The sequence below is a fragment of the Nocardioides cynanchi genome (assembly GCF_008761635.1).
GTDB lineage: Bacteria > Actinomycetota > Actinomycetes > Propionibacteriales > Nocardioidaceae > Nocardioides > Nocardioides cynanchi.
This window is the reverse complement of the sequence record NZ_CP044344.1, coordinates 2,308,909-2,333,879: the sequence shown is the minus strand read 5'-3', so window position 1 is coordinate 2,333,879 and position 24,971 is coordinate 2,308,909. Positions and strand designations below refer to the sequence as shown.

Annotated in this window: 22 protein-coding genes, 1 tRNA gene and 1 pseudogene; 11 read left to right on the top strand and 13 right to left on the bottom strand. The window is 72.8% G+C overall.

Features of this window, described 5'->3' with window-relative positions:
* Positions 1-44: 44 nt before the first annotated feature.
* Together E3N83_RS11215 and E3N83_RS11210 are read right to left on the bottom strand one after the other, a co-directional pair.
* Positions 45-986 (bottom strand): FAD:protein FMN transferase, encoded by a 942-nt coding sequence (locus E3N83_RS11215; RefSeq protein ID WP_202879204.1) that lies wholly within the window; start codon positions 984-986, stop codon positions 45-47.
* Between the two features lie 2 nt (positions 987-988).
* Positions 989-1,279 carry a hypothetical protein gene (locus E3N83_RS11210; protein ID WP_151083339.1) on the bottom strand — a complete coding sequence of 97 codons (291 nt, stop codon included), beginning with the start codon at positions 1,277-1,279 and terminating at the stop codon, positions 989-991.
* Between the two features lie 141 nt (positions 1,280-1,420).
* Between E3N83_RS11210 and hrpA the strand changes: the two genes are divergently transcribed.
* The 3 genes from hrpA (at position 1,421) to E3N83_RS11195 (ending at position 7,604) form a co-directional block, all read left to right on the top strand.
* The gene (gene hrpA, locus E3N83_RS11205) at positions 1,421-5,359 is read left to right on the top strand and encodes an ATP-dependent RNA helicase HrpA (RefSeq protein ID WP_238342865.1); all 3,939 of its coding nucleotides are present in this window, start codon (positions 1,421-1,423) and stop codon (positions 5,357-5,359) included.
* A 28-nt stretch (positions 5,360-5,387) separates the two neighbouring features.
* Positions 5,388-5,987, top strand: a complete 600-nt coding sequence (locus E3N83_RS11200; RefSeq protein ID WP_151083338.1) for a hypothetical protein — start codon at positions 5,388-5,390, stop codon at positions 5,985-5,987.
* 219 nt (positions 5,988-6,206) lie between these two features.
* Positions 6,207-7,604: an extracellular solute-binding protein gene (locus E3N83_RS11195; protein WP_151083337.1), complete on the top strand. Its 1,398-nt coding sequence runs from the start codon at positions 6,207-6,209 to the stop codon at positions 7,602-7,604.
* On the opposite strand, the gene E3N83_RS11190 is transcribed toward E3N83_RS11195, so the two are convergent.
* A complete protein-coding gene (locus tag E3N83_RS11190) occupies positions 7,589-8,917 on the bottom strand; it encodes an HRDC domain-containing protein (RefSeq protein WP_151083336.1) in 1,329 nt (442 codons plus the stop codon). The two genes, E3N83_RS11195 and E3N83_RS11190, sit on opposite strands and share 16 nt — an antisense overlap.
* 1 nt (position 8,918) lies before the next feature.
* Entirely contained in the window at positions 8,919-9,542 is a 624-nt protein-coding gene (locus E3N83_RS11185; protein WP_151083335.1) for a DUF3000 domain-containing protein, read from the bottom strand.
* A gap of 69 nt (positions 9,543-9,611) precedes the next feature.
* On the opposite strand from E3N83_RS11185, the gene hemE reads away from it, so the two are divergent.
* On the top strand, positions 9,612-10,634 hold the full coding sequence (gene hemE / locus E3N83_RS11180) for a uroporphyrinogen decarboxylase (protein ID WP_151083334.1): 1,023 nt from the start codon (positions 9,612-9,614) through the stop codon (positions 10,632-10,634).
* A 6-nt stretch (positions 10,635-10,640) separates the two neighbouring features.
* Here the strand turns inward: hemE and E3N83_RS11175 are convergent, their stop codons facing one another.
* Both E3N83_RS11175 and E3N83_RS11170 read right to left on the bottom strand, forming a co-directional pair.
* On the bottom strand, positions 10,641-11,582 hold the full coding sequence (locus E3N83_RS11175) for a DUF4349 domain-containing protein (protein ID WP_151083333.1): 942 nt from the start codon (positions 11,580-11,582) through the stop codon (positions 10,641-10,643).
* 47 nt (positions 11,583-11,629) lie between these two features.
* Entirely contained in the window at positions 11,630-12,619 is a 990-nt protein-coding gene (locus E3N83_RS11170) for a MauE/DoxX family redox-associated membrane protein (RefSeq protein WP_151083332.1), read from the bottom strand.
* A gap of 65 nt (positions 12,620-12,684) precedes the next feature.
* Between E3N83_RS11170 and E3N83_RS19810 the strand changes: the two are divergent.
* Positions 12,685-14,022 (top strand): annotated as a pseudogene (locus E3N83_RS19810) (protoporphyrinogen/coproporphyrinogen oxidase); the annotation flags it as partial.
* Between the two features lie 27 nt (positions 14,023-14,049).
* Positions 14,050-14,787: a hydrogen peroxide-dependent heme synthase gene (hemQ, locus tag E3N83_RS19805; protein WP_202879417.1), complete on the top strand. Its 738-nt coding sequence runs from the start codon at positions 14,050-14,052 to the stop codon at positions 14,785-14,787.
* A gap of 96 nt (positions 14,788-14,883) precedes the next feature.
* Here the strand turns inward: hemQ and msrB are convergent, their stop codons facing one another.
* Positions 14,884-15,300 (bottom strand): peptide-methionine (R)-S-oxide reductase MsrB, encoded by a 417-nt coding sequence (gene msrB / locus E3N83_RS11160; RefSeq protein WP_151083330.1) that lies wholly within the window; start codon positions 15,298-15,300, stop codon positions 14,884-14,886.
* Between the two features lie 185 nt (positions 15,301-15,485).
* Here msrB and E3N83_RS11155 point away from each other — a divergent pair, with 185 nt between their 5' ends.
* From E3N83_RS11155 to E3N83_RS11140, 4 genes are all read left to right on the top strand, one after another.
* Positions 15,486-16,577 (top strand): ferredoxin reductase, encoded by a 1,092-nt coding sequence (locus E3N83_RS11155; RefSeq protein WP_151083329.1) that lies wholly within the window; start codon positions 15,486-15,488, stop codon positions 16,575-16,577.
* Positions 16,578-16,618: 41 nt separating this feature from the next.
* Positions 16,619-17,809 (top strand): fatty acid desaturase family protein, encoded by a 1,191-nt coding sequence (locus tag E3N83_RS11150; RefSeq protein WP_151083328.1) that lies wholly within the window; start codon positions 16,619-16,621, stop codon positions 17,807-17,809.
* Positions 17,806-18,267 (top strand): hypothetical protein, encoded by a 462-nt coding sequence (locus E3N83_RS11145; RefSeq protein WP_151083327.1) that lies wholly within the window; start codon positions 17,806-17,808, stop codon positions 18,265-18,267. Before E3N83_RS11150 ends, E3N83_RS11145 begins: the two co-directional genes overlap by 4 nt.
* 352 nt (positions 18,268-18,619) lie before the next feature.
* On the top strand, positions 18,620-19,714 hold the full coding sequence (locus E3N83_RS11140; protein WP_151083326.1) for a DNA polymerase domain-containing protein: 1,095 nt from the start codon (positions 18,620-18,622) through the stop codon (positions 19,712-19,714).
* On the opposite strand, the gene E3N83_RS11135 is transcribed toward E3N83_RS11140, so the two are convergent.
* On the bottom strand, positions 19,704-20,882 hold the full coding sequence (locus tag E3N83_RS11135) for a glycoside hydrolase family 3 N-terminal domain-containing protein (RefSeq protein ID WP_151083325.1): 1,179 nt from the start codon (positions 20,880-20,882) through the stop codon (positions 19,704-19,706). The two genes, E3N83_RS11140 and E3N83_RS11135, sit on opposite strands and share 11 nt — an antisense overlap.
* A gap of 68 nt (positions 20,883-20,950) precedes the next feature.
* Here E3N83_RS11135 and E3N83_RS11130 point away from each other — a divergent pair, with 68 nt between their 5' ends.
* Positions 20,951-21,829, top strand: coding sequence for a glycosyltransferase (locus E3N83_RS11130; protein ID WP_151083324.1), 879 nt, complete (start codon positions 20,951-20,953; stop codon positions 21,827-21,829).
* A gap of 14 nt (positions 21,830-21,843) precedes the next feature.
* Here E3N83_RS11130 and E3N83_RS11125 read toward each other — a convergent pair whose 3' ends face one another.
* The 5 genes from E3N83_RS11125 to E3N83_RS11105 all read right to left on the bottom strand — a co-directional run bounded on the left by E3N83_RS11125 (position 21,844) and on the right by E3N83_RS11105 (position 24,890).
* Positions 21,844-22,671 carry a hypothetical protein gene (locus tag E3N83_RS11125; RefSeq protein WP_151083323.1) on the bottom strand — a complete coding sequence of 276 codons (828 nt, stop codon included), beginning with the start codon at positions 22,669-22,671 and terminating at the stop codon, positions 21,844-21,846.
* Positions 22,668-23,000, bottom strand: coding sequence for a hypothetical protein (locus E3N83_RS11120; protein ID WP_151083322.1), 333 nt, complete (start codon positions 22,998-23,000; stop codon positions 22,668-22,670). The genes E3N83_RS11125 and E3N83_RS11120 overlap by 4 nt, the downstream gene beginning before the upstream one ends.
* Entirely contained in the window at positions 22,997-23,533 is a 537-nt protein-coding gene (locus tag E3N83_RS11115; protein WP_151083321.1) for a hypothetical protein, read from the bottom strand. Before E3N83_RS11115 ends, E3N83_RS11120 begins: the two co-directional genes overlap by 4 nt.
* Before the next feature lie 58 nt (positions 23,534-23,591).
* Positions 23,592-24,716 (bottom strand): ATP-dependent DNA ligase, encoded by a 1,125-nt coding sequence (locus tag E3N83_RS11110; RefSeq protein WP_151083320.1) that lies wholly within the window; start codon positions 24,714-24,716, stop codon positions 23,592-23,594.
* Positions 24,717-24,808: 92 nt separating this feature from the next.
* Positions 24,809-24,890, bottom strand: a tRNA-Gln gene (locus E3N83_RS11105).
* Positions 24,891-24,971: the final 81 nt, after the last annotated feature.

The following is a 24,971-nucleotide window of genomic DNA, read 5'->3' as shown; positions in this document are numbered from 1 at the left end:
CCCGGCGGGCGTGCGAGCGCCGCGAGCAGGCTCGTGGGGTGAGGTCATGCCGCCACCTCCTGGGGCCAGCCGCCGACCCGGCACACGCGGTGCCGCTGGTCGACGAGTCGAGCGGTGAAGCCGCGGTCGCCGAGCCAGCGAGTCGCCTCGTGGCCGAGCACGACCGCGGCGGTCGAGGCCGTGTTGGCCTCGACACACGTAGGTGCGGCCACGGAGGCGCTGCGCCACACTGGCGCCGCCGGGGCCGCAGTTCGGGGGTCGACGATGTGGTGCAGGCGGACGCCGCCGCGGCGCCAGGCCCGTCGTACCGTCGACGAGGTGGCCAGGGCCCAGCCCGGCTGGAGGGTCACCTGGCAGGCGGGGTCGTCGGGTGAGTCCGCGACCAGGACCTGCCAGCCCGCGTCGGGCCCGGGTCCGGCCGTGGCGATGTCGCCGCCCAGCTCGACCAGCACGCCGACGCCGATCAGGTCCGCCACGCGGCGGGCGGTGAGGTCGGCGGCACGCGCCTTGGCGGTGGCGCCGAGGTCGAGCAGGAGCCCGCCGGGCAGCTCCAGCCGGTCGCCGTACAGCTGCACCCGGCGCCAGCCGGGGACCTGCTGCTCGACCCTCACGGCTGCGCCGTCGGCCGGGAGCAGCTCGATGCTGCGGTCGTAGCCGAGCTCGCGGACCACCGAGCCGACCGTCGGGTCGACCAGCCCGCCGCTGGCCTCGGCCGCGTCGAGCGCCGTACCGACCAGGTCGGCCAGCATCGGCGAAAGCCGGTTGCGGCCGGTGCTCAGACCCGAGATCTCCGAGTCGGGCCGGAAGCGGGAGCACGCGAGCTCGACCTCGTCGAGCCCGGCTCGCACCACCTCGACGGCCGCGGGCAGCGCGGCCGGGTCGGTCACGACGACCGACCCCGTGGTGCTCCACAGGTCGAAGCGGTACGTCGTGGCACCCGGCTCGACCATCCGGGGGCCGGGCTCGATGCTCCGCTCGGTGGTCATGGTCAGGACCCGCTCGTGGTGGCCTGGGGCGTCGTGGTGGTGGGCTGGGTGACCGGGCTGCTGTTCTGCCGGCTGGTCGTGGTGGTGGTGCGCGAACGGTTCCCGTCGTCGCCCTCGCCGCTCCGGTGCGACGTGGTGGTCTGCGTGCTGGCCTGGCCGGTGGCGGCCTGGCCCGCCGCGGAGGAGCTGGTCTGGGTGCTCAGACCGAGACCTACCGCCGCGCCGAGGGCACTGACGATGCTGAGTCCGGCCAGGCCGACTTGCAGGCGCCGGCTGCGCTTCATGTGGGTCATGCCTTCACTGTGGGCCGCCGGTCTGTGGGTTCCCTGTGAGGGTGCTGGCCGTCTCGTGTCGGTTCCCTGCCAGCCTGCCGGGTGGGCACGGGCAATCTGATTGCGGTCGGGGGGCCACGCTGGGGGAGAATCACCCGCGTTGTGGACATCTCCTTCCCGCCCGAGCTGCCGATCAGTCAGCGGCACGACGACATCGCGGCGGCCATCCGCGACCACCAGGTCGTCGTCGTCGCCGGCGAGACCGGCTCGGGCAAGACCACCCAGCTCCCCAAGATCTGCCTCGAGCTCGGGCGCGGAGCAGGCGGCCGGGGTGCGCTGCTCGGGCACACCCAGCCGCGGCGGATCGCGGCCCGGTCGGTCGCCGAGCGGCTGGCCGCCGAGACCGGGACGACGCTGGGCGACGAGGTCGGCTACCAGGTCCGGTTCACCGACCGCACCTCGCCGGCGACCCGGATCAAGGTGATGACCGACGGCATCCTGCTCGCCGAGCTCCAGCGCGACCGTGACCTGCGCCGCTACGACACGATCATCATCGACGAGGCCCACGAGCGGAGCCTCAACATCGACTTCCTGCTCGGCTACCTCCGGCGACTGCTGCCGCGCCGGCCCGACCTGAAGCTGGTGATCACCTCCGCGACGATCGACCCCCAACGCTTCGCCGAGCACTTCTCCGACGCGGCCGGGAAGCCGGCGCCGATCATCGAGGTCTCGGGCCGGACCTACCCGGTGGAGGTCCGCTACCGCCCGCTGATGCTCCCGACCAGTCCGACCGACGGGAGCGGAGTCGACGACGACGGCGAGATCGTGGTGCGCGACCAGACCGAGGCGATCGTCGACGCCGTCCGCGAGCTCTCCGCCGAGGGCCCCGGCGACGTCCTGGTCTTCCTGCCCGGCGAGCGCGAGATCCGCGACACCGCCGACGCGCTGGGCGACCTCGAGAAGGCCGGACCCCGTGCGTCGCTGGGTCAGCGGCTCGAGGTGGTGCCGCTGTTCTCGCGGCTCTCGGCGGCCGAGCAGCACCGGGTGTTCTCCTCGCACTCCGCGACGGTGCGCCGGATCGTCCTGGCCACCAACGTCGCGGAGACCTCGCTGACCGTGCCCGGCATCCGGTACGTCGTCGACACCGGCGTGGCGCGGATCTCGCGCTACTCGCTGAAGACCAAGGTGCAGCGGCTGCCGATCGAGGCGATCAGCCAGGCCTCGGCGGCCCAGCGCTCCGGGCGGTGCGGCCGGGTGGAGGCAGGCATCGCGATCCGCCTCTACTCCGAGGAGGACTTCCTGGCGCGCCCGGAGTTCACCGACCCGGAGATCCTGCGCACCAACCTCGCCTCGGTGATCCTCCAGATGGCATCGCTGGGGTTGGGCGACGTCGCCCGCTTCCCCTTCGTGGAGCCGCCGGACCGGCGCAACGTCGCGGCCGGCGTCCAGCTGCTGGAGGAGCTCGGCGCGCTCTCGGCGTCGGGTTCGAAGCTGACCGGGCTGGGCCGGCGACTGGCCCGGCTGCCGATCGACCCCCGCCTGGGCCGGATGATCCTCGAGGCCGAGCGGCTCGGCTGCGTGCGCGAGATCCTGGTGATCGCGGCCGCCCTGTCGCTCCAGGACCCCCGCGAGCGGCCGCTCGAGGAGCAGGCCAGGGCCGACCAGCTCCATGCCCGCTTCACCGATCCGGGCTCGGACTTCCTGACCTGGCTCAACCTGTGGCGGCACCTGCGGGCCCAGCAGCGCGAGCTGTCGAGCAGCGCGTTCCGGCGGATGTGCAAGCGCGAGTACCTCAACTACCTGCGGGTCCGGGAGTGGCAGGACTTCGAGTCGCAGCTGCGGCAGGTCTGCAAGGAGCTGAAGATCGACCTCGGCAAGCAGCCGGAGTGGTCTCGACTTCGCTCGACCACCGAGGGGACCCGCTCGACCACCGAGGGGACCCGGTCGAGCACCGAGGAAGGCCGGTCGACCACCGAGGTGACCGAGACCACGAGCGCGGCGTACGACGCGGACGGCATCCACCAGGCCCTGCTGTCCGGGCTGCTCTCGCACGTGGGGGTGCTGGAGGAGCGGGAGCCGAGGAGCCAGTCCGGTGGCAAGGCGGCGGGTCCCAGGCAGCGCGGACCACGGGAGTACCTCGGTGCGCGTGGTGCCCGGTTCGTGATCTTCCCCGGCAGCGTCCTGCGCCGCCGCAACCCGTCGTACGTCATGGCCGGTGAGCTCGTGGAGACCGGCCGGCTCTGGGCCCGGCAGAACGCCGCGATCAAGCCCGAGTGGGCCGAGCGCCTCGGCGCCCACCTGGTCAAGCGCAGCTACAGCGAGCCGCACTGGTCGAAGAAGCGGGCCGCGGTGCTGGCCTACGAGCGGGTCACGTTGTACGGCGTGCCGCTGGCCACCGACCGGCGGATCTCCTTCGGCAAGATCGACCCCGAGCTCAGCCGGGAGCTCTTCATCCGGCACGCCCTGGTGTACGGCGAGTGGTCGACGCGCCATGCCTTCTACGCCAAGAACCTCGAGCTGCTGGGGGAGGCCGAGGAGCTCGAGCACCGCGCCCGCCGCCGCGACATCGTGGTGGACGAGCACACGCTCTTCGACTTCTACGACGCACGTGTCGGCCGCGAGGTCGTGTCGGGCGCCCACTTCGACCAGTGGTGGAAGCAGGCGCGGCGGGCCGATCCCGAGCTGCTCACCTTCGACCTCGCCATGCTCACCCACGACACCGTCGAGGAGGTCACCGAGAGCGACTTCCCGGAGCAGTGGCAGAGCGGGGCGGGGCTGACCTTCCCGATCAGCTACCACTTCGAGCCCGGCGCCCCCGACGACGGCCTCACCATCGAGGTGCCGGTGACCACCCTCAACCGGGTCGACGCCGGCGACTTCTCCTGGAACGTGCCCGGGGTGCGGCGCGAGCTGGTCACGGCCCTGATCCGCAGCCTGCCCAAGCAGCTCCGGGTCAGCTTCGTGCCGGCCCCCGACAAGGCCCGCGAGTTCCTGGCCGCCACGCCGCCCGGCGAGGAGCCGCTGCTCGACGCCCTCGAACGCTGGGCGCGCTCGACCACGGGCGTGGTGGTGCCGCGCGACGCGTGGGACTGGGCCCGGGTGCCGGCGCACCTCCAGCCGACCTACCGGGTGGTGGGCGAGGACGGCGCGGAGCAGGCGCGGGGCAAGGACCTCGACGCCCTGAAGGCGCCGCTCCAGGGCCGGTTCGCCGATGCCCTGGCCGCTGTCGCCGGCGACAGTGGCTTCTCGGCCACCGGCCAGACCACCTGGACCTTCGGCACCTTGGAGCCCGAGATCGTGCAGCGCCGCGCCGGCCACGAGGTGCTCGCGCACCCGGCCGTGACCGACGAGGGACACTCGGCCGGGCTGGGGATCTTCGGCTCGAGCGACGAGGCCGACGCGCGGCACCGGCTCGGCGTACGCCGGCTGCTGCAGCTCACGGTGCCGTCGGGGCAGGCCGACCTCACCGCCGGGCTGAACACTGCCGACAAGCTCGGCCTCGCGGGCTCGCCGTACCCCACGGTCGCCGAGCTCCTCGAGGACCTGCGTGCCGCGATCCTGGCCGACGTCGTGGATGCCGCACCGCCGGTCCGCAGCCGCCGTGCGTACGACGAGCTGGTGGCGGCGGGCGCGGACGCGCTGGCCGAGCGCACCGGCCCCCTGCTCACCGACCTGCTGCGCGTGCTTGCCGACTGGCGGGAGACCGACAAGCTGCTCAGCGGACGCGCCGAGCTGGCCACCCTCGCCGCGATGCAGGACATGGGCGCGCAGCTGGGCCGACTGGTCCGGCGCGGCTTCCTCGGCGACGCCGGAGCCGACCGGCTGCGGCGCTACCCGACCTACCTCGCAGCGATCCGGCGCCGACGCGAGCGGCTCGACGAACAGGTCGCCCGCGACCGGCAGCTCATGGTCCAGGTGCTGGGGCTCCAGGAGGCGTGGCTGCACCACGTCGCCGCGCTGCCCGAGGGTCGGCCTCCGGGCGAGCGGCTGCGGCAGGTGCGCTGGATGCTGGAGGAGTACCGCGTCTCGCTGTGGGCCCAGCAGCTCGGCACCGACGCTCCGGTCAGCGACCAGCGGATCCGTCGGCTTCTCGCCACCTGACGACCTCCCTGCTGGGTACTGTGGAGCGGTGACCCAGCGACCGCACCACCGACCGCTCGCCCCGGGCGACCGGTACTTCGGTGCGCTCCCGGACACGACCGGCGACCCCGTGAGGCTCGCCGAGGCCGCCGACCGGGCGGCGGTGCTGCTGGTGCGCGGGGCCCGCGCCTCCGACGACGGTGAGGTCGCCGAGCGGATCCTGCACCTGGCCGACACCGAGGGGATCGAGACGATCGCCGAGGCCTGGGCCCACTCGCCGGCCGACTCGGTGGCGGGCTGCCTGTGGCGGCTCTTCCTGCTCCGCTCGTGGGTGTACGCCGACCCGGTCGGTGTGGCCCGCCAGTTCGAGGCCGGGCGGGCCCGGGCCGCCGTGGCCGATGTCGTCGCCGGCGTGGCCGACCCGCCGGGTCCCGAGGAGCTGCGGGCCATGGTCGACCAGGTGCTGCGCGGGATCGCCGGCGGCGAGTTCGCCGACGTGCTCCTGCGGGCCGCGGCGTTCGCCCGCGTGGTGGCGACCGGCCGTGCCGAGCTCCCCGAGACCGACACGGTGGCGGCGGCGCGGATGCAGGCCGTGGCCGACCAGCTCGACCGGGCGGCTCGCCTCGAGCTCGCAGGACATCTCTCCTGAGCGCCGGCCGGTGACCGGGACCGCGCCCGGAACCGCACCGGGACCGGGGCCAGGACCGCGGAGTTGGCCCGTCCACACCCGTCGGCTTGTAGACTGTCGACGTGCGCCGGGCCGTGGCAGCCCCGGGTCCCAAAATCAGCCGCTTCGAGCGGCCACGCGCCGTGAGGCGCTCCCGGTCCGGCGCACTCTTCTCCACAGCCACCGGCTAGGGTTTCGGCCGTGATTCCGGGACCTGCGCGACGCTCGCGCGCACTGGCCGGGCTCCTGGCCGCCGGCCTGCTCGGTGGCAGCGGTCTCTTGGCCGCATGCGGCTCCGGATCGGCTGCGTCGAGCGGCCCGACCAGCCCCCCGACCTCGTCCCCGACCTCCAGTCCGACCCGGCTGCCCGACCAGACGCTGACGTTCGGCGTGGTCGGCGACCCGGGCGAGGTGGCTGCCTACCGGCAGATGACGTCGCAGTTCGCACCGCTGAGCCGCCACGTGACGGTGCAGGTGGAGTCGTGGCCCGACGAGGGCGCGATGATGGCCGCCCTCCGTGGCGGTGCCCAACCGCCTGACGTGTTCCTGGCGGCCCGGCGCGACCTGCCGTGGCTCACGGCGCACCAGGACATCCAGCCGGTGGACCACCTGCTCGACGACCGCGGCGTCGACTTCGGCGACGACTACCCCCGCGACTCGCTGACGGCGCTCGCCAGCGACAACCGGCTCCAGTGCCTGCCCTACGCCATCGAGCCGTCGGTCATCTACTACAACAAGCGCCTGGTCAGGTTCGGCCAGATGCGGGTCGACCCGCCCACGCCGGGCCAGGGCTGGTCGCTGGCCCAGTTCGCTGCCACCGCGCGGTGGGCGGTCCGCCACCACCCCGGCGTCAGCGGGCTGTACGTCGAGCCGTCGCTGATCGGCATCGCCCCGTTCCTGTACTCCGGTGGGGGCCAGCTCTACGACAACGCCACCACGCCGACGTCACTGGCGTTGTCGAGCAGCGGCAGCCAGGGCGCCCTGGCGCAGGCGCTGCCCGTCCTGGGCAAGCCGTCCCTGACGCCGTCGCCGGCCGAGCTCCAGCAGCAGACGCCCCTGGAGCTGTTCGAGAGCGGCCGGCTGGCGATGCTCGCCGGCTCGCGTGACCTCGTACCCGAGCTGCGGGGCACGTCGGGACTCGACTTCGACGTGATGCCGATGCCGACGCTCGGCTCGGCCGCCACCGTGGGCTCGCTGACCGGTCTGTGCGTCTCGCAGCACGCCCGCGACGCCGCCACCGCGGCGGAGTTCGTCGTCTACGCCAGCTCCCCGGAAGCGCTGAGCACGGTCGCCGCGGCCGGCTACCTCCAGCCGGCCAACCAGACCGTGGCCCTCAGCGACGCCTTCCAGCAGCCGGGGCGACTCCCGGCCCACGCCTCGGTGTTCACCTTCGGGATCAAGAGCATGATCTTCCCGCCGGTGGTCGACGAGCCGGACGCGCTCAGCCAGCAGGTCGACCCGCTGATCGCCCGGCTCTTCACCGCCGACCCGACCCGGGTCCCGCGGCTGTCCCGGCACATCGACCGGATCTCCCAGCCGATCCTGGCGCCACCGGTCACCGGCAGCCCCAGCCCGACGTCGAGTCAGTCGACCGGCTGATCCGTCGGGTCGGCGCCTCGGGTCGCCGCCGCCGCCGCGCTTGCCTGCGTGATCGCCTCGGTGAGCACCGTCGCGGTCAGCCCGATCTGCCACTCCCGCGCGCCGTACTCACGTAGCCGGGTCGCCACGGCCTCGGGGTCGGCGGGCTCGGGCGGGGTCCACATCAGACGGCGCACCGAGTCGGGCGAGATCAGGTTCTCGGCGGGCAGGTGGTGCTCCTCGGACAGCCGGGCGATCGACTCCCGGGCGGCCACCAGGCGGGCCGCGGCCACGGGGTCGCGCTCGGCCCAGGCCCGCGGCGTGGGCGGCCCGTCGACGCGCGGCGACCGTGCGGGCAGGTCGTCCTCGGGCATCTCGCGGGCGACGCGCAGCGCCTCCACCCAGCGGTCGGCGTACCTCTGGGCGCCCCGACCGTGGAACCCCTTGGTGGCCAGCAACGCGGTCCTGTCCTGCGGGCTCGCCATCGCGGCCGCGATCAGGGCGGTGTCGCCGATCAGCCGGCCGGGTGAGACGTCGCGCTGCCGGGCCAGCTCGTCCCGGGCCAGCCACAGCTCGCGTACGGCGCCGAGCAGCCGGCGGCCGCGGACCTTGTGCAGACCGGAGGTCCGGCGCCAGGGCTCGGCCCGGACCGCGGGGGTGAAGCTGCGTAGCGCGTCGAACTCCTGCCGTGCCCACTCGTCCTTGCCGGCCTCGACCAGCTCGGCGGCGAGCACGTCGCGCAGCTCGACCAATACCTCGACATCGAGGGCGGCGTACTCCAGCCACGACGACGGGAACGGGCGGGTGGACCAGTCGGCGGCCGAGTGCTCCTTCTTCATCCGGTAGCCCAGCAGCGTCTCGACGAGGGTGGCCAGGCCGACCCGCGGGTAGCCCAGCAGACGGCCGGCCAGCTCGGTGTCGAACAGTGCCGAGGGGACCAGCCCGACCTCGGTCAGGCAGGCGAGGTCCTGGGTGGCGGCGTGCAGGATCCACTCCGTGCCGGCCAGCGCCTCCTGCAGCGGGTCCAGGGAGTCGAAGCCGATCGGGTCGACCAGGAACGTGCCCGCGCCCTCGCGGCGCAGCTGGATCAGGTAGGCCCGGGAGGAGTAGCGGTAGCCGGAGGCGCGCTCGGCGTCGATGGCCACCGGGCCGGTCGCCGCCCGCAGTGCGGCGCAGGCATCGGCCAGGGCGGGCGGGGTGTCGGTGAGCGGGGGCAGGCCGTCGCGCAGCTCGAGCAGCGGAGCCTGGGGCTCCGGGGGCGCGACGTCGTCGACGGCGGGCTGCTCACCGTCGTCGGCGGGGTTGGGAGGTGCGGTGTCGGTCTCAGAGGTCATGTCAGTGGCTGGACCCGCGCCGGCCACGACGACTGGGCATGGCGGTCACGCCCTCCGGAACCGGCGGCAGACCCGCCGCCGTACACAGTAGTTCGCCCCAGGCCTCGACGTGGCGCCCGATGTCCAGATCGCCGTCGACCAGCTGGGGTGTCCAGGAGGCGCGGATCTCGATCTGGGCGGTGCCGGAGTCCTCGGCCATCGCGCCGAAGCTGTCGGTCGCGACCCGGGTCACGGTGCCCGAGGCCGAGGCGTACGCCGCGCCGTGCGCGGCCAGCGCCTCGGTCAGCCAGGACCACCCGACCTCGGCCAGAGCCGGGTCGGTGATCATGTCGAGGTCGATCTCGGCGCGGCTGTAGGCCACGCAGCGGAAAGTGCCGTCCCACGAGTCGTTGCCGGCGGGGTCGTGGAGCAGGATGATCCGGCCGGTGCTGACGTCGACGCCGTCGACGGTCACGTCGGCGCTCAGCGCGGCGGCGTACGGCGCGATCCGCTGCGGCGCCGGCATCGGCTCGCAGAGGACCTCGGGCCGCATCCTGGCCTCGCCCATCTCGCGCACGGCCTCCTGGAACTCCAGGGGGCTCGCGGCCGCGCCCTCACCGGGGCGCGTCTCAGGACCGACGACCATGACCTCACAGTAGGTCGGGGCCCAATCCGGGATGTGCGAACACGCCGGGCCACCTGCGACGATTCGCCCATGACCTCCCCGGCCGACAGTGTCTTCCTCCGTGCCGCGCGCGGGGAGTCCGTGCCCCACACCCCGGTGTGGTTCATGCGCCAGGCGGGCCGGTCGCTGCCGGAGTACCTCGAGCTCCGCAAGGGCGTCGGGATGCTCGAGTCCTGCATGAACCCCGACCTGGTCACCGAGATCACCCTCCAGCCCGTCCGCCGGTACGGCGTCGACGCGGCCATCTTCTTCTCCGACATCGTGCTGCCGCTCAAGGCGGTCGGGGTCGACCTGGACATCAAGCCGGGCGTCGGGCCGGTGGTGGCCGCGCCGGTGCGGACCCTCGCCGACGTCGCGGCGATCCCCGACCTGACGCCGGAGCACGTCCCCTTCATCACCACCGCGATCACCAACCTGGTCGGCGAGCTGGGTGCGACGCCCCTGATCGGCTTCGCCGGGGCACCGTTCACCGTCGCGTCGTACCTCGTCGAGGGCGGTCCGTCGAAGGAGCACGCGAAGACCAAGGCCATGATGTTCGGCGCCCCCGACGTCTGGGACGCGCTGATGCGCAAGATCGCCGGGATCGCGGCGGCCTACCTCGAGGTGCAGGTCCGGGCCGGGGCGTCTGCGGTCCAGCTCTTCGACTCGTGGGCCGGCGCGCTCACCCCGCAGGACTACCGCGCCTCGGTGATGCCGCACTCCGCGCGGGTCCTGGCCGCGGCCGGCGAGCTCGGCGTGCCGCGGATCCACTTCGGCGTCGGCACCGGGAGCCTGCTCGGGCTGATGGGCGAGGCGGGCGCCGACGTGGTCGGCGTCGACTGGCGGATGCCGCTGGCCGACGCGATCCCGCTGGTGGGAGACCGCGTGGTGCAGGGCAACCTCGACCCCACCCTGGTCTTCGCCCCCACCGAGGTGATGACCGCCCGCGCCGCGGAGATCATCGAGGCCGGCCGGGCGGCCAAGGGCCACATCTTCAACCTCGGCCACGGGGTCATCCCGTCCACCGACCCCGACCAGCTCGCCCGGCTCACCGAGTTCGTCCAGGGCTACTGAGACCGCTCAGTCGGCGGCCGGCCCGTCGGCCGGTGCAGGTGTGGCCGGCCGGTGGCGCGCCGTACGACGGGTCCACAGCCACAGCGGCAGGCCGATCACGGTCAGCACCAGGGCGAACGGCAGCACGGTGCCGAGCCCGGTCAGCCCGACCAGGACCGTCCCGGTCAGGGCCGACCAGCCGCGATGCAGGCCGGTCAGGAATCCGGCGGGCCGGTGGTGCGAGGCGACCGCCACCGGGTGCGTCACCGGTACCGAGATGTCGAGGTCGATGGTGGACATGCTGGTCTCGCTGAGCAGGTGGTCGCGTTGGGCCTTGAGCGACTGGAACTGGCCGCGGCGGGCGGTGATCGCGTTCTCGAAGCGCAGGAGCTGGTCGATGCCGGTGGCCTGGCGCTGGAAGGCGTTGAGGTCGTGCAGGCTGATCCGCAGCGTCTTGAGCCGCTGCTGGACGTCGATCACCTCGGTGGTGACGTCCCTACCGGTGCTGCTGGAGTGACCGACCGTGCCGAGACCCTCGACGTCGCGCATCGCCGCGCGGAAGCGCGCCACCGGCACCCGGAGCACCAGGTGCGAGTCGTGGATGTGTCCGGCCTTGTCGTAGACGGTCTGCTCGGCGTCGATGGTGCCGTGCAGCCGCTTCAGCAGCAGGTCGACGCGGTCGCGCGCGTGCTGCGGGTCGGGCGTGCTGATCGAGACGGTGCCGTTCTCGATCACCGCCTTCTGCTGCACGTCCGAGGTCGTTCCGTAGGCCTGGACGGCCTTCAGGGCCTGCCCGGTGACGCTGCCGTCGGCGAGGCGGGGCGTGGAGGCAGCCACGCTGTCGGCGGCAGCCCCGCCGGCGGTGTCCCCGCCGGCCGCGGACCCGCTCCCGCCGCCCCCGCTGCAGCCGGTGAGCGCGACGAGGGTGAGCACGCCGGCGACGGCGAGGCGGGGACGAGTGGGGTTCATGGGGGTCCGACGCCGCCGGACGCGACTGGGTTCCCCCAAGGAGGGGGCTAGGGGGCGGGGGAGGCCGCGGCCTGGATCTGCTCGGCCGCAGCCGCGACGAGGTCGTCGATGTCCTCGAGCCCGGACACCGGACCGCCCGCGAGGTAGCGGTCGGTGCCGAGCAGCACCGCCCCCGGCAGCTCGGTGACGCCCAGCCGGCGGCGGGTCTCGCCATCGGGGTCACCGAGCAGCAGCGGGCCCAGGTCGGGTCGGTGTCGGCTCAGGACCGACCACTGCGTCGCCCCGACCAGGTGGACGACCACCGGCCCCAGCTGTTCCTGCCAGGACGGCACCCGGGCGATCAGGTCGTCGGCGTGCTCGTCGCCGGGGTTGTAGAAGACGAGGAGCCGGGCGGCCGTGGCGGTGAGCCCCCACAGGGCGCCGGGGCCGTCGGGGCCGTCGACGACGCCGTACGGCACCGGCACCGGCACGTACTCGTCGTCGTCCGTCGGGAGCGCGGCCGGCGGGTCGCCCTCCAGCAGCACCATCCCGGTCGTCAGCACGGCCAGGGCGACCCCGCCCAGCCACCACCAGCCCTGGCCGAGGTGCTCCAGACGTCGGAGCAGCCCGTCGTCCGGACCGTGGTGCTGCAGGGCGTCCACCCAGGTGACGAGTGCGATCCCCACCAGCAGCGAGTTGCGGACCAGCGTCCGGCGGGTGATCCAGCCCAGCCCGAGCTCGCCGAAGCAGCCACAGATCAGCGGGTAGGGGAAGGTCAGGGCGCGGGCCACGACGACGAGGTAGGCCAGGAAGAGCAGCAGGACGAGGGTGGCCGCGGCGAGGTACCAGGTGCCGGGGAGCAGGAGCAGCAGCCCGGCCGCGACCAGCTCGCCGTACGGCAGGAGCCGGTGCGCCTTGAGCCGCAGCAGCACCCTCGGCAGCTCGAGCATCACGAACACCGCGCCGGTGTCGCCCGGGTCGCGGAGCTTGGCCACCGCGCTGACCACCAGGATCACGATCAGCAGGAGCGGAGGTACGACGAGGGGCGCGCTGGGCACTCCGTCAGCATAGGTGTGACCATCGGCCCTCGGTGGCGCTACTGCCCGGGTGACAGAGTGTCGGTGTGCCGCAGGTCAGACCCGATGTCGTCGTCGTCGGTGGGGGCATGGCCGGATTGACCGCGGCCCGCGAGCTGAGCCGCGCCGGCCGCTCCGTGCTGCTGCTGGAGAGCACTGCCGAGCTCGGAGGCAAGCTGCGCCTCGGCACCGTCGCCGGGGTCGAGGTCGACGTCGGTGCCGAGTCGATGCTCGCGCGCCGGCCCGAGGCCGTCGGGCTGGCGGCCGAGCTCGGGCTCGGCGTGGTGCATCCGGCCACCGGCTCCACCCAGCTCTGGACCCGGGGCGCGCTGCGCCCGCTGCCGCGCACGATGCTCGGCGTACCCCTCGACCTGGACGCCCTGGCCGAGACCGGCGTGCTCTCCGACGACGGCCTGGCCCGGGCCCGCGAGGAGACGATCCTGCCGCTCGGCCCGGACGACGTGTCGGTCGCGGAGCTGCTCGGCTCGCGGCTCGGCCAGGAGGTGGTCGACCGGCTCGCAGAGCCGATGCTCGGGGGCGTGTACGCCGGCCACGCGGCCAACCTGTCGGCCACGGCGACCGCACCTCAGGTGGTCTCGATGCTGCGCGAGCACGGCTCCTTGCTGGCCGCCGCCGCGGCCCTGCCGCCACCGCCGCCCGGCCCGCCGGCGCCGATGTTCGCCGGGCTCGAGGGCGGCCTCGGCCTGCTGCCCCGTGCCCTCGCCGACACAGGCGGGTTCGAGATCCGTGCGTCGGCGCCGGTGCGGCTGCTCGAGCGCACGGCCTCGGGCTTCCGGCTGCTCGTCGGCTCCACGCGGGAGCCGGAGGTGATCGAGACCGCCGCCGTGGTGCTCGCGGTCCCCGGACCCCCCGGCGCCCGGCTCCTGTCCGGCGTCGCGCCGGAGGCGTCGGCCGACCTGGGCGCCGTCGACTACGCGTCGATGGCGGTGATCACCATCGCCGTGCCCGAGCTCGAGGTGGGCGACTCGTCCGGCTTCCTGGTCCCCGCGGTCGACGGCCGGCGGATCAAGGCGTCGACGTACTCCTTCAACAAGTGGAGCTGGGTCGGCGCCGCGGCCGACGTGAGGATCCTGCGTGCCTCGATCGGGCGGCACCGCGAGGAGGCCTCGCTCCAGGCCTCCGACGAGGAGCTGGTCGCCCACGTCGTGGAGGACCTCTCCACCGCCATCGGCCGGCCGGTCCGGCCGGTCGACGCGCTGGTCCACCGCTGGGGCGGCGCCCTGCCGCAGTACGCCGTGGGCCACCTCGACCGGGTCGCCCGGATCCGCGCCTCGGTCGCGACCGTGCCCGGCCTCGCTGTCTGCGGTGCGGCGTACGACGGTGTCGGCATCCCCGCGGTGATCGCCTCTGCCCGCCGGGCCGCCGCCGAGGTGTCGGGGGAGAATGAGGCCATGACCAGCACGCCCGACGGATCGACTCCGGCCACGAGCAACGCGGCCCGGACCCGCGAGATCAACGAGATGACCCGCTACACCATGTGGTCGGTCTTCCGCCTCGACCGGCCCCTGGGTGGCGAGGGGGAGTCCGACCGGGTCGCCGAGGCGGTCGAGGTCGACGACCTCTTCGGCAAGCTCGCCGCGGACGACGTGGTGGTGCGGGGCACCTACGACGTGGCCGGCCTACGCGCCGACGCCGACCTCATGGTCTGGTGGCACGCTCCGACCAGCGAGCAGCTCCAGGACGCCTACCACCGCTTCCGCCGGACGGCGTTCGGTCGCCGCCTCGCCCCGGTCTGGTCGCAGATGGCCTTGCACCGGCCCGCGGAGTTCAACAAGAGCCACGTGCCGGCGTTCCTGGCCGACGAGGACGCCAAGGCCCACCTGTGCGTCTACCCGTTCGTGCGCTCCTACGAGTGGTACCTCCTCGAGGAGACCGAGCGTCGCCGGCTCCTCGCCGAGCACGGCCAGCTCGCCCGCGGCTATCCCGACGTACGGGCCAACACCGTCAACAGCTTCGCGCTGGGTGACTACGAGTGGATCCTGGCGTTCGAGGCCGACGACCTCGGTCGGATCGTCGACCTGATGCGGCACCTGCGCGGCTCGGAGACCCGGCGCCACGTGCGCGAGGAGATCCCGTTCTACACCGGCGCCCGGACTCCGGTCGCCGACCTCCTCGCCCGCCTCCCGTAGCCCCGGCCATCCTCCGTCCCGAGCCTGTCGGCCATCCCGAGGGACGTCCTGCGTCCTGGTCGCCCGGGCGACTGTGTCGGATGACGTCCGGCAGGGTCAGGCGGTCGTCGCGGGCTTGTCGGCGGGCTCGAGCGTCAGCGAGATCGAGTTGATGCAGAAGCGGTCGCCGGTCGGCGTGCCGTAGCCGTCGGGGAACACGTGCCCGAGGTGGGAGCCGCAGTTCGCACAGCGCACCTCGACCCGCTTCATGCCGAGGGTGGTGTCCTCGATGTACTCCACGGTGTCGGTGATCGGCTGGTAGAAGCTCGGCCAGCCGCAGCCGGAGTGGAACTTCGTGCCGGACTCGAACAGCTCGGCCTGGCAGGCCTTGCAGCGGTAGACGCCCTTGGTCTCGGTGTCGGTGTACTCCCCGACGAACGGCCGCTCCGTGCCCGCCTTGCGCAGCACGGCGTACTCCTCGGGAGTGAGCTCCTGGCGCCACTCCTCGTCGGTCTTCTCCACCTGGTAACCCATGGCTCCCACGGTAATCGAGGGGACAACCCGAGCGGTGGGTACGACGCTTACGGAGCGGTGACGAGTCCTCCTCGGAGGGACCCGTGAGACCGGGAGCACACTTGACAACCTAAGTGTAAACGAATGTTACATTTTGGGTCGGAACGGTCGGGACCACCTGGCCGACGGAGCAGGAGGGGAGCACCATGCCGCTCGGGGAGCAGGTCACCTCACGCGTCCCGTGGACCCGGATCCGGCAGGCCGGCACCCGGCTGACCACGCCGTTGCACCCCGACGACTACCTGTCGCTGATCAACCCGCTGTGGACCGCCCGCGAGCTGCGGGGCCGGATCGAGCGGGTCGACCGCGAGACCGACGACGCCGCCACCGTGGTGATCCGGCCCGGGTGGGGCTGGCGTTGGGACCACCGTCCCGGTCAGTACGTCGGGATCGGGCTCCAGGTGGGAGGCAAGTTCCACTGGCGCAGCTACTCGATCAGCTCGCCGCCGGTGCATGCCGGGCGGACCCTGTCGATCACCGTGCGGGCGATGCCCGAGGGCTTTCTGTCCGACCACCTCGTCAACGGCTGCGAGCCGGGCACGATCGTGCGGCTGGCGGCTCCGGAGGGCGACTTCGTGCTCCCGGACCCGCCGCCGGCGAGGATCCTGTTCCTGGTCGGCGGCAGCGGGATCACCCCGGTGATGGCCATGCTGCGCACCCTCGACCGGCGCGGCACCATGCCCGACGTGGTCCTCCACTACTCCTCGACGACACCGAAGCGGATGATCTTCCGGACCGAGCTCCGGGAGCTCGCCGAGCGGCACGAGAGCCTGACCCTGATCGAGCGTCACACCGACCTCGACGGGATGCTCGCGCTGCGCGACCTCGACCGCGTCGTACCGGACTGGCGGGCGCGTGAGACCTGGGCGTGCGGGCCGGCCCCGATGCTCGACGCCGCTGAGGAGCACTGGGAGCAGGCCGGGCTCGAGGACGACCTGCACCTCGAGCGCTTCTCGGTCGAGCTCGGGGGCGACGGCGGCGAGGGCGGGACGATCACGTTCCGCAACTCGGGCAAGACCGTGGAGGTCGACGGGGCCACGACCTGTCTCGAGGCCGGGGAGTCCGCCGGCGTCGGCATGCCCTACGGCTGCCGGATGGGCATCTGCCACACCTGCACGCTGACCATGGTCGACGGCACGGTCCGCGACCTGCGCAGCGGGGCCGAGTTCGACCAGAAGAACGAGCGCGTCCAGACCTGCGTCACCGTCCCCGTCGGGGACTGCACGTTCGACATCTGATCTCGACAGGCTCGAGCAACGGGCCGAAGGAGGAACGAACCATGGCGATCAGCGACGTCCAGGAGTACACCCATCTGACCACCGAGGAGGTGGAGCAGCTCGGGCGCGAGCTCGACGCGATCCGCGCCGGGATCGAGGAGTCCCGCGGCGATGCCGACGCGGCGTACATCAACCGGATGATCACCGTGCAGCGGCGGCTGGCCGCCGCGGCCCGGGTCACCCTGATGGCCGGCCGGTGGAAGCCGGCATGGGTGGCCGGTACGACGATGCTCGGCGTCGCCAAGATCCTGGAGAACATGGAGATCGGCCACAACGTCATGCACGGCCAGTGGGACTGGATGAACGACCCGGAGATCCACTCCTCGACCTGGGAGTGGGACACCGCCCAGCCGGCCGAGCAGTGGAAGCACAGCCACAACTACGTGCACCACCAGTTCACCAACGTCCTGGGCCACGACAACGACATCGGCTACGGCATCCTGCGGATGGCGCGCGAGCAGCGGTGGCACCCGGCCAACCTCGGCCAGCCCGTCTACAACGCCGCGCTGGCACTGCTCTTCCAGTGGGGCGTCGCGCTGCACGACCTCGACCTCGAAGCGATCCGCAAGCGCGAGAAGGACCCGAAGGTGATGAAGCGGCAGCTGCGCCAGATCGGGCAGAAGGTGCGGCGCCAGCTGGCCAAGGACTATGTCGTCTACCCGGCCCTGAGCGGGCCCGGCTGGCAGGCGACGGTCACCGCGAACGCGACGGCCAACCTGATGCGCAACGTGTGGTCCTACGCGATCATCTTCTGCGGCCACTTCCCCGACGGTGCCCTGCACTTCACCGAGGAGGAGCTCGAGGACGAGACCCGCGCCGAGTGGTACCTCCGTCAGCTCCTCGGGTCGGCCAACTTCACCGGCAGCCGACTGCTGCACATCCTCTCGGGCAGCCTCGGCTTCCAGATCGAGCACCACCTGTTCCCGGACCTGCCGAGCAACCGCTATCCCGAGATCGCGGTCGAGGTGCGGGCGCTGTGCGAGAAGTACGACCTCCCGTACACGACCGGGCCGCTGTGGAAGCAGTACGGACAGGCGCTGCGCACGATCCTGAAGCTCTCGCTGCCCAACGGCATGACCTCCAGCGACCAGCCCGAGCCGCCGACCCCGCCGGTGTCCCGCGGGCGGCTCCGCGACGACCAGCGGCCCAGCCGCCGGCTCGAGACCGGCGCGTGGACCCGGGCCTCGGCATGAGGCTGTCGAGCCTGGGGCAGCTGCTCGCCCCGCGTCGGCCGCGGGTCGACGGCGCCAACGCGTCGTCGTGGTCGTCACCTCCGCTCGACCCCGAGCTCGGGGCCTCGGTGCCCTTCGTCTGTGCGTACGACGACGGGCGGGCCTCGCTCTCGCTGCTCAACAAGGCGCGGGTCACCCAGTGCGCCCTGAGCCGGATCTGCGGCGTCTGCGGTGCCGGGCTCGACCGGCCGGTGGCGTTCGTCGGCACGGCGGTGGAGCAGGGGCGCAACGCCTTCCACCTGCCGCCGCTGCACACCGGCTGTGCGGAGGTGCTGGTCGCCCTGGTCCGGGAGCACGGCGTACCCCTGCCCGGGCAGGAGTCGGTGGCCGACCCGGTGGTGGTCACCTCCTCCGGCTTCGAGTTCGTCCGGCCCACCGCCGCCGACCTCGACCGTCGCCCGGTCTTCACCCCCCACTGACCACGCTGAGTCGGCGCAAAGAGGCAGCACAACAGCGCTGGCTCGGCGCAGAGAGGTAGCACAACGACGCTGACTCGGCGCAAAGAGGCAGCACAACGACGCCGACTCGGCGCAAAGAGGCAGCACGAGAACGCTGACTCGGCGCAAAGAGACAGCACAACAGCGCTCACTCGGCGCAAGAGACAGTGCACTTCCCGGTGTCAGTACGGGTCGCGTGCACCTTTGTGCCGAGTCGGCGCCCTGCGGGTGCCTGTTTGCGCCGACTCAGCGTCATACGGGTGTGCCTGTTTGCGCCGACTCGGCGTCATACGGGTGTGCCTTTGCGCCGACTCGGCGTTGTTAGCCTGAGGTCATGCCCAAGACACCCGCCGCGGAGGTCGTGGTCCCCGGTCCGGACGGAGACCGGGCGGTGCGGGTGAGCAGCCCGGACCGGGTGATCTACGAGGCGACCGAGCGCACGCCCGAGGTGACCAAGCTGATGGTCGCGGAGTACGTCGCGAGCGTCGGCGACGGCCTGATGCGTGCGCTGCGCGACCGGCCGACGGCCCTGGAGCGGTGGACCTCCGGCGTCCGGCCGGGCATGAAGCTGGCCACCGGTCCGCAGGACAAGAACGCCGACGCGTTCTACCAGAAGCGTGTGCCCCAAGGAGCCCCCGACTACCTCGAAGCGGTCGAGATCACGTTCCCGAGCGGCCGGAAGGCCGAGGAGATCTGCCCGACCGAGATCGCCGTGCCGGTCTGGTGCGCCCACATGGGTGCCCTGACCTTCCACCCCTGGCCGGTCCGCCGCGACGACGTCGACCGGCCCGACGAGCTGCGGATCGACCTCGACCCCCAGCCCGGTACGACGTTCACCGACGCCGTCCGCGTCGCCGGCGTCGCGCGCGAGCTGCTCGAGGAGCTCGGCCTGCGTGGCTTCGCCAAGACCAGCGGCAACCGCGGCGTCCACGTCTTCGTCCGGATCGAGCCGCGCTGGGAGTTCGTCGACGTCCGGCACGCGGCGATCGGGTTCGGCCGCGAGCTGGAGCAGCGCGACGACGGGGTGACCACGGCCTGGTGGAAGGAGGAGCGGGGGCAGCGGATCTTCGTCGACTTCAACCAGAACTGCCGCGACCGCACCATCGCCTCGGCGTACTCCCTGCGCCCGATCCCCGGCGCGCCGGTGTCGACCCCGATGTCGTGGGAGGAGCTGGCCGGCGTCACCGACCCCGGGGAGTTCAACCTGTTCACGGTGCCGGAGCGGATCGCCGACGGCGACCCGTGGGCCGGCATCGACGACGAGCACTACTCGATCGAGCCGCTGCTCGCGCTGTTCGAGGAGCAGGGGGCGGTGGAGCTCAACTACCCGCCGGACTACCCCAAGATGCCCGGCGAGCCCCCGCGCGTGCAGCCGAGCAAGAAGGTCGCCGCGCACTGGGACGCCGAGGGCAACCGGGTCACCGAGTAGCGCCGCTGCCGACCTGCTGGAGGCTGCACAGGTCGAGCCGCTTCACGTGGAGCACGTGCCGGACCGCGGTGGTGAGCCGAGACCTCGACAGCTGTCCGGACCCCACGGCGTCGACCACGGCCTGCACGACCCGGCGAGTGGTGCCGGCCACGTCGTCGGGCGCGGCGTTGAACAGCGCCATGTCCTCCCCGACGCGCAGCGCCTGCACGGCGGCGCGAGGCACGTCGAAGCCCGCCGCCCTTACGGCGGCCGCCGACAGCGAGTCGGGCAGCACCAGGCCCGAGAAGCCGAGCCGGGTCCGCAGCAGGCGGTGCACGGCCGCGGGCGACAGGCTGGCGGGTCGGACGGTCAGCCCTGGTACAACGGCGTTGGTCACCATCACCGCCGGGATCCCGGCCCGGATCGCGGCGGCGAAGGGGCGTAGGCCGTCCCTGCGCAGCCGCGACCAGGGCTTGGTCGTCGCCGCCGTCACGTCGGTGTTGCCCGACGCGCCACCGAGGCCCGGAAAGTGCTTGACGACCGGTACGACGCCACCGAGCTCGAGCCCGTGGGCGAACGCCAGACCGTCCGACGTGGTCACCGCGCGGTGCACGCTGAAGGACCGCGTGCCGTCCGCGTTCGTCGCGCTCGGGCCCGGCCGGTCGTCCAGGTCGAGCACCGGAGCCAGATCCATCCCGACCCCGGCCGCCGCCATCCGGCCGCCCGTCCGGTGCGCGAGTGCCGTGATCTGCGCGGCGGTCATCGTGCGCGCCATCCGTCGCGCCGAGGGCATCGAGCCGACCAGGTTGGCCATCCGCTGGACGGTCCCACCCTCCTCGTCGGTCATCACCAGGGGGCCGATGCCACCGGGAGCCCGCGCGGCCAGTGCCGCCAGTCTGGCGGCCAGGTCGGGGGGAGCCGACGAGCCGAAGAGGATCACGCCGCCGGCACCGTCGGCGATCTCGGCCGAGATGGCGGCGACGTGGTTCTCGTCGACCGGCACGATCACGGTCTGCTCGGCGAGTCGGCGGACGCTCCAGTGGGCCAGCACCCGCGCCGTGGTGCAGGTGCTCGTGGTCAGGCTGCCGGGCTGGGCCTGGCTCGCGCGGTCCAGGCCGGCCGTGGCCAGGGCGGCGACGGAGAGCACCAGCGCCAGTCCAGCCGTCGTACGGCGTCGGCTGCTGCGCATGGTCGCTCCTCCTCGAGCCCCGGTCGTGGCACCGGCTCGTTCCGGCGCCGGGCCCTAGGCTGGGCCGCATGGACGCCCGGCAACCGGACCCTACGGGGCCGATGCGCCTGTCGGTGGTGATGGCCACGTTCGAGGGCGAGACCTACCTGCCCGAGATGCTCGACAGTCTGGCCACCCAGACCCGGCTGCCCGACGAGCTCGTGGTGCGTGACGACGGCTCCTCCGACGCGACGGTCGCGATCGTCGAGGACTTCGCCGGGCGGGCGCCGTTCCCGGTGAGGGTGCTGACCGGGGAGCGCCTCGGCTACGCGCAGAACTTCGTCTCGGCGAGCCGGGCGTGCACCGGCGACCTGATCTTCTTCGCCGACCAGGACGACTCGTGGCGGCCGGCCAAGCTCGAGACGGTCGCGGCTGCGGCGCAGGTCGACCGCAGCGAGGCGCTCTTCCACGACTTCGCGCTCATGTCGGGGGACGGCGCCGAGCTTGCGCCGTCGTACTACAGCCTCCTGGCGGGAAAGGGTTTCGGACCCGCGGTCGCGTTGAAGGGCTGCACGATGGCGGTGACCCGCAGGTTCGTCGAGACCTGGGGCTGGCCGGCTCCCGACACCTCGGTCTCGCACGACTTCTGGGTGGCGCTGCTCGCGACCGCCTTCGGGCAGCGGCGCAACCTCGACGCCGTCCTGATCGACCACCGGCTCCATGACAGCAACACCTCGGGGTGGATCCCCGACGCGTCGTCCCGGGTGTTCACCGAGGCGGGCGTGCCGGCCGGCGACGTCGACGTGCTGATCGACCTGGTCGTGAAGCGGCCCCGGCTGCGAGGCTGGACGCGGGCCTTCCTGGACGCCGCCGAGAGCCCGGGCGGACAGGTCGACCCGGCGGCCGCCCGGCAGCTGCAGCGCAGCCTGCGCACCAACCGCCGCCGGCACCGCGCCGCCCGCGGCTGAGCGTCGGCCGAGGGTCAGGCCTTCGGCTCGCGCTGGTTCATGGTGTCCTTCGTCCAGGCGCGGACCCCCGGCTTGACCGGGTGGTAGACCATGCCGGGCGTCTCGAAGCCGTCCGGTGCCTCGTGGAAGTAGCGGTCCCGGACCGGGCGGAACCCGAAGGTCAGGGCGTCGGGCCGGCCGCTGGGTGACTTGCCGAGGTAGATCCGCGAACGACGCTCGGGCGGCGTGAACGACCCCTCGTTGCCCAGGTCCTCGATCCGGGCGCCGCTCACCAGCGCCGAGGTCGCCAGAGTGAACTCGTAGTGGCCCTGCCACCGGTCGTCGGCCATCGCGACGGCGTAGGTGTTGAGCAGCCGGCGGGACACCCGCATCAGCGGGTTGAGGGAGCGCACCATCTGGTCGTCCCGGACCCACTCCGGTGCCCGCGCCCGACTCCAGTGGTTCCACCGCGGCTGCTCCGAGCGGTACATCAGCGTCGTGGTCAGCAGGTCGGCGTCGTTGTCGGCGAACTGGGCGAACAGGTCGCCCCACTGCCCGGAGTAGTCCACGTCGTACTCGAACACCCAGGCGTGGTCGGCCGGGAGCGCGCGCAGCACCGGGATCAGCAGGGTGTCGAGGTAGCCGCCCTGGACCCCACCGTGGGCCACCATCGCGCGGTAGCGCGCGGCCAGCACCTGCGCGGGGTCCTCGTAGGCGAACGGCGCGTGGGGGCGGGCACTGGTGTCGTGGCTGAACACGAAGTGCCACGTGATCAGGTGGCCGCTCTCCTTGACCAGCCGCTGGAAGTGCCGACGGATCCGCGGCGAGCGCTGGTGGGTCAGGAAGATGCCCTCCGCCGTCATCGAGCGCCACCGTGCAGAGCGGTGACGAACCGTCGCCGCAGCCAGCGGCCGCGCAGCGCCGGGATCAGCCGACGGGTGCCGGGAGAGGTACGACGGGTCAGGTCGACCAGGATCGGCGCGCCCGCGATCTCCACGACCGAGGTGCCGGCGCGCCCGAGCGGGCGGACGCGGACGTCGTCGACCGGGACGTCGAGCACCACGCCGGTGGCGCCGCTGGCACTCAGCCGCAGCCGTCCGTCGGCCACCCTGACGTCGTACGACGACAGCGCGTCGGTGGGCAGCGAGCCGCTCGCGACCCGCGCCGTGCCCGCGAAGCCGGCCCGACTCACAGCCCGGTGACGCCCTCGCCGGCGCCCGCCTGCTCGTCGAAGCTCTCGTGCTCGAGCAGGTGGAGGAGGGGGACCCCGATCCGGCGGCGCGCGCGGGAGGTCCAGTCGACATGGAAGAACTCCGCGACCACGTGGGAGCGGGTCAGGATGATCGCCTCCCCGGCGTCGAGGCGGGCCACGCTCGCGGCGAGAGCGGTGATCGGGTCGTCGTCGACAACTTCTCCGTCGGCGGTGGCGCCGGCTGCAGTCAGGGCCGCCAGGGTGCTCGCCAGCTCGGCGGCGGACTGGTGCTCGGTGTACTCGCGGGCGGTCTCCAGCTCCTCGAGCGAGACGGGGCTCGCGGGCGCGACCAGGCCGTCACCGTTGATGGAGCCCATCGCCGCCTCGACCCGGGCGGCGGCGTCCTCCACCGGCAGGAGCACGTGGTAGTGCACGTCAGCCTCGAGGGCCTCGTGCAGCGAGTGCACCTGGGCCGCGTCCTGGGCTGTCAGCGCCTGCTCGACGAGGAGGACGACGGTGTAGGTCTCGCTCATGGCTGCTCCCGGTGGGGTGGTGGCGCCGAAAGCCTAGGTCATCCGCGGGCCGGGCCGGTCACGGGCCGAGCACGTCGGTCAGGTCGTAGGACGCCGCCTCCTCGAGCTGGTCGTAGCCACAGCTCTCGGGGTCGCGGTCGGTGCGCCAGCGCCGGAACTGCGCGGTGTGCCGGAACCGGCGGCCCTCCATGTGGTCGTAGGCCACCTCGATCACCAGGTCGGGACGCAGAGGCGTGAAGCTGAGGTCCTTGCCCTGGCTCCACCGGCTCTGCGTGCCCGGCACCCGGTCGGGGTTGGCGGTCAGGAACTCCGACCAGCGGCCCCACGGGTGCTCCTCGATGGGGACGACGAGCGGCTGGAGCTGCTCGATCAGCTCGGCCCGCCGGGCCTCGGTGAAGCTGGCGCTGACCCCCACGTGCTGGAGCTCGCCGCCGCCTCCGGCGCCGTCGTACAGACCGAGGAGCAGGCTGCCGAGCAGGGGCCGCTCCGGGGTGCTGGTCTTGTGCTCGCGATAGCCGGCGACCACGACGTCGGCGGTGCGCTCGTGCTTGATCTTGAGCATGGTGCGGGCGTTCTCCGCGTACGGCGCGTTGAGCGGCTTGGCGACCACGCCGTCCAGGCCGGCGCCCTCGAACTGGTGGAACCAGCGCTCCGCGACGGCCGGGTCGCTGGTCGTCTTGGTCAGGAAGCACGGGCCGGCCAGGCCGGCCAGAGCCTGCTCCAGCGTCGCGCGACGCCGGGAGAACGGCTGGTCGACGTACGACGTGTCGCCCAGCGCCAGGAGGTCGAACGCGACGAACCCCGCGGGCGTCGTCTCGGCCAGCATGTCGATCCGGCTCTTGGCGGGGTGGATCCGCTCCTGGAGCGTCTCGAACTCCAGCCGGTCGCCGCCGTCGGCGCCGCGCAGGGCCACGAAGATCTCGCCGTCGAGGACGCACCGGTCGGGCAGCTGCTCGCGCATCGCCGCTGCCACCTCGGGGAAGTAGCGGGTCAGCGGCTTGGTGTTGCGGCTGGCCAGCTCCACCTCGTCGCCGTCCTTGAAGACCAGGCAGCGGAAGCCGTCCCACTTGGGCTCGAAGCTCAGCCCACCGACCCCGTCGACGACGTACTTCGCCGGGTCGGGGATCCCCTTGACCGACTTGGCCAGCATCGGCCGCACCGGCGGCATCACGGGCAGGTCCATGCCGCGACCCTAACCCGACCGCCGGACATACCTAGGTCGGCGATCAGTGGCCCGGAGGCCCGGGGCCGCCGACAAGGTATGTCCGTGCGGCGTGGCTCCCCGGGCAGGAGTCGAACCTGCGTCGCTAGTCCTGATTCAAAGTCAGGCGGGCCCTACCGGCAGACCAACCGGGGATCGTTGGGGCTCAGGTTACTGATCGCGCAGGTCAGACCCCATTTGCGGCCCCGCCAAGAGGCCGTTGCGGCCACCGCAAAG

Bases quoted from the DNA above. Each gene is read 5' to 3' on its own strand.
- E3N83_RS11190 (WP_151083336.1), bottom strand. From the start codon at position 8,917: ATGACCTCTGAGACCGACACCGCACCTCCCAACCCCGCCGACGACGGT.
- E3N83_RS11175 (WP_151083333.1), bottom strand. From the start codon at position 11,582: ATGAACCCCACTCGTCCCCGCCTCGCCGTCGCCGGCGTGCTCACCCTC.
- E3N83_RS11215 (WP_202879204.1), bottom strand. From the start codon at position 986: ATGACCACCGAGCGGAGCATCGAGCCCGGCCCCCGGATGGTCGAGCCG.
- E3N83_RS11125 (WP_151083323.1), bottom strand. From the start codon at position 22,671: ATGACGGCGGAGGGCATCTTCCTGACCCACCAGCGCTCGCCGCGGATC.
- E3N83_RS11135 (WP_151083325.1), bottom strand. From the start codon at position 20,882: ATGCGCAGCAGCCGACGCCGTACGACGGCTGGACTGGCGCTGGTGCTC.
- E3N83_RS11145 (WP_151083327.1), top strand. From the start codon at position 17,806: ATGAGGCTGTCGAGCCTGGGGCAGCTGCTCGCCCCGCGTCGGCCGCGG.
- E3N83_RS11110 (WP_151083320.1), bottom strand. From the start codon at position 24,716: ATGGACCTGCCCGTGATGCCGCCGGTGCGGCCGATGCTGGCCAAGTCG.
- E3N83_RS11210 (WP_151083339.1), bottom strand. From the start codon at position 1,279: ATGACCCACATGAAGCGCAGCCGGCGCCTGCAAGTCGGCCTGGCCGGA.
- E3N83_RS11140 (WP_151083326.1), top strand. From the start codon at position 18,620: ATGCCCAAGACACCCGCCGCGGAGGTCGTGGTCCCCGGTCCGGACGGA.
- E3N83_RS11185 (WP_151083335.1), bottom strand. From the start codon at position 9,542: ATGGTCGTCGGTCCTGAGACGCGCCCCGGTGAGGGCGCGGCCGCGAGC.
- E3N83_RS11115 (WP_151083321.1), bottom strand. From the start codon at position 23,533: ATGAGCGAGACCTACACCGTCGTCCTCCTCGTCGAGCAGGCGCTGACA.
- E3N83_RS11130 (WP_151083324.1), top strand. From the start codon at position 20,951: ATGGACGCCCGGCAACCGGACCCTACGGGGCCGATGCGCCTGTCGGTG.
- hemE (WP_151083334.1), top strand. From the start codon at position 9,612: ATGACCTCCCCGGCCGACAGTGTCTTCCTCCGTGCCGCGCGCGGGGAG.
- hemQ (WP_202879417.1), top strand. From the start codon at position 14,050: ATGACCAGCACGCCCGACGGATCGACTCCGGCCACGAGCAACGCGGCC.
- E3N83_RS11155 (WP_151083329.1), top strand. From the start codon at position 15,486: ATGCCGCTCGGGGAGCAGGTCACCTCACGCGTCCCGTGGACCCGGATC.
- msrB (WP_151083330.1), bottom strand. From the start codon at position 15,300: ATGGGTTACCAGGTGGAGAAGACCGACGAGGAGTGGCGCCAGGAGCTC.
- E3N83_RS11150 (WP_151083328.1), top strand. From the start codon at position 16,619: ATGGCGATCAGCGACGTCCAGGAGTACACCCATCTGACCACCGAGGAG.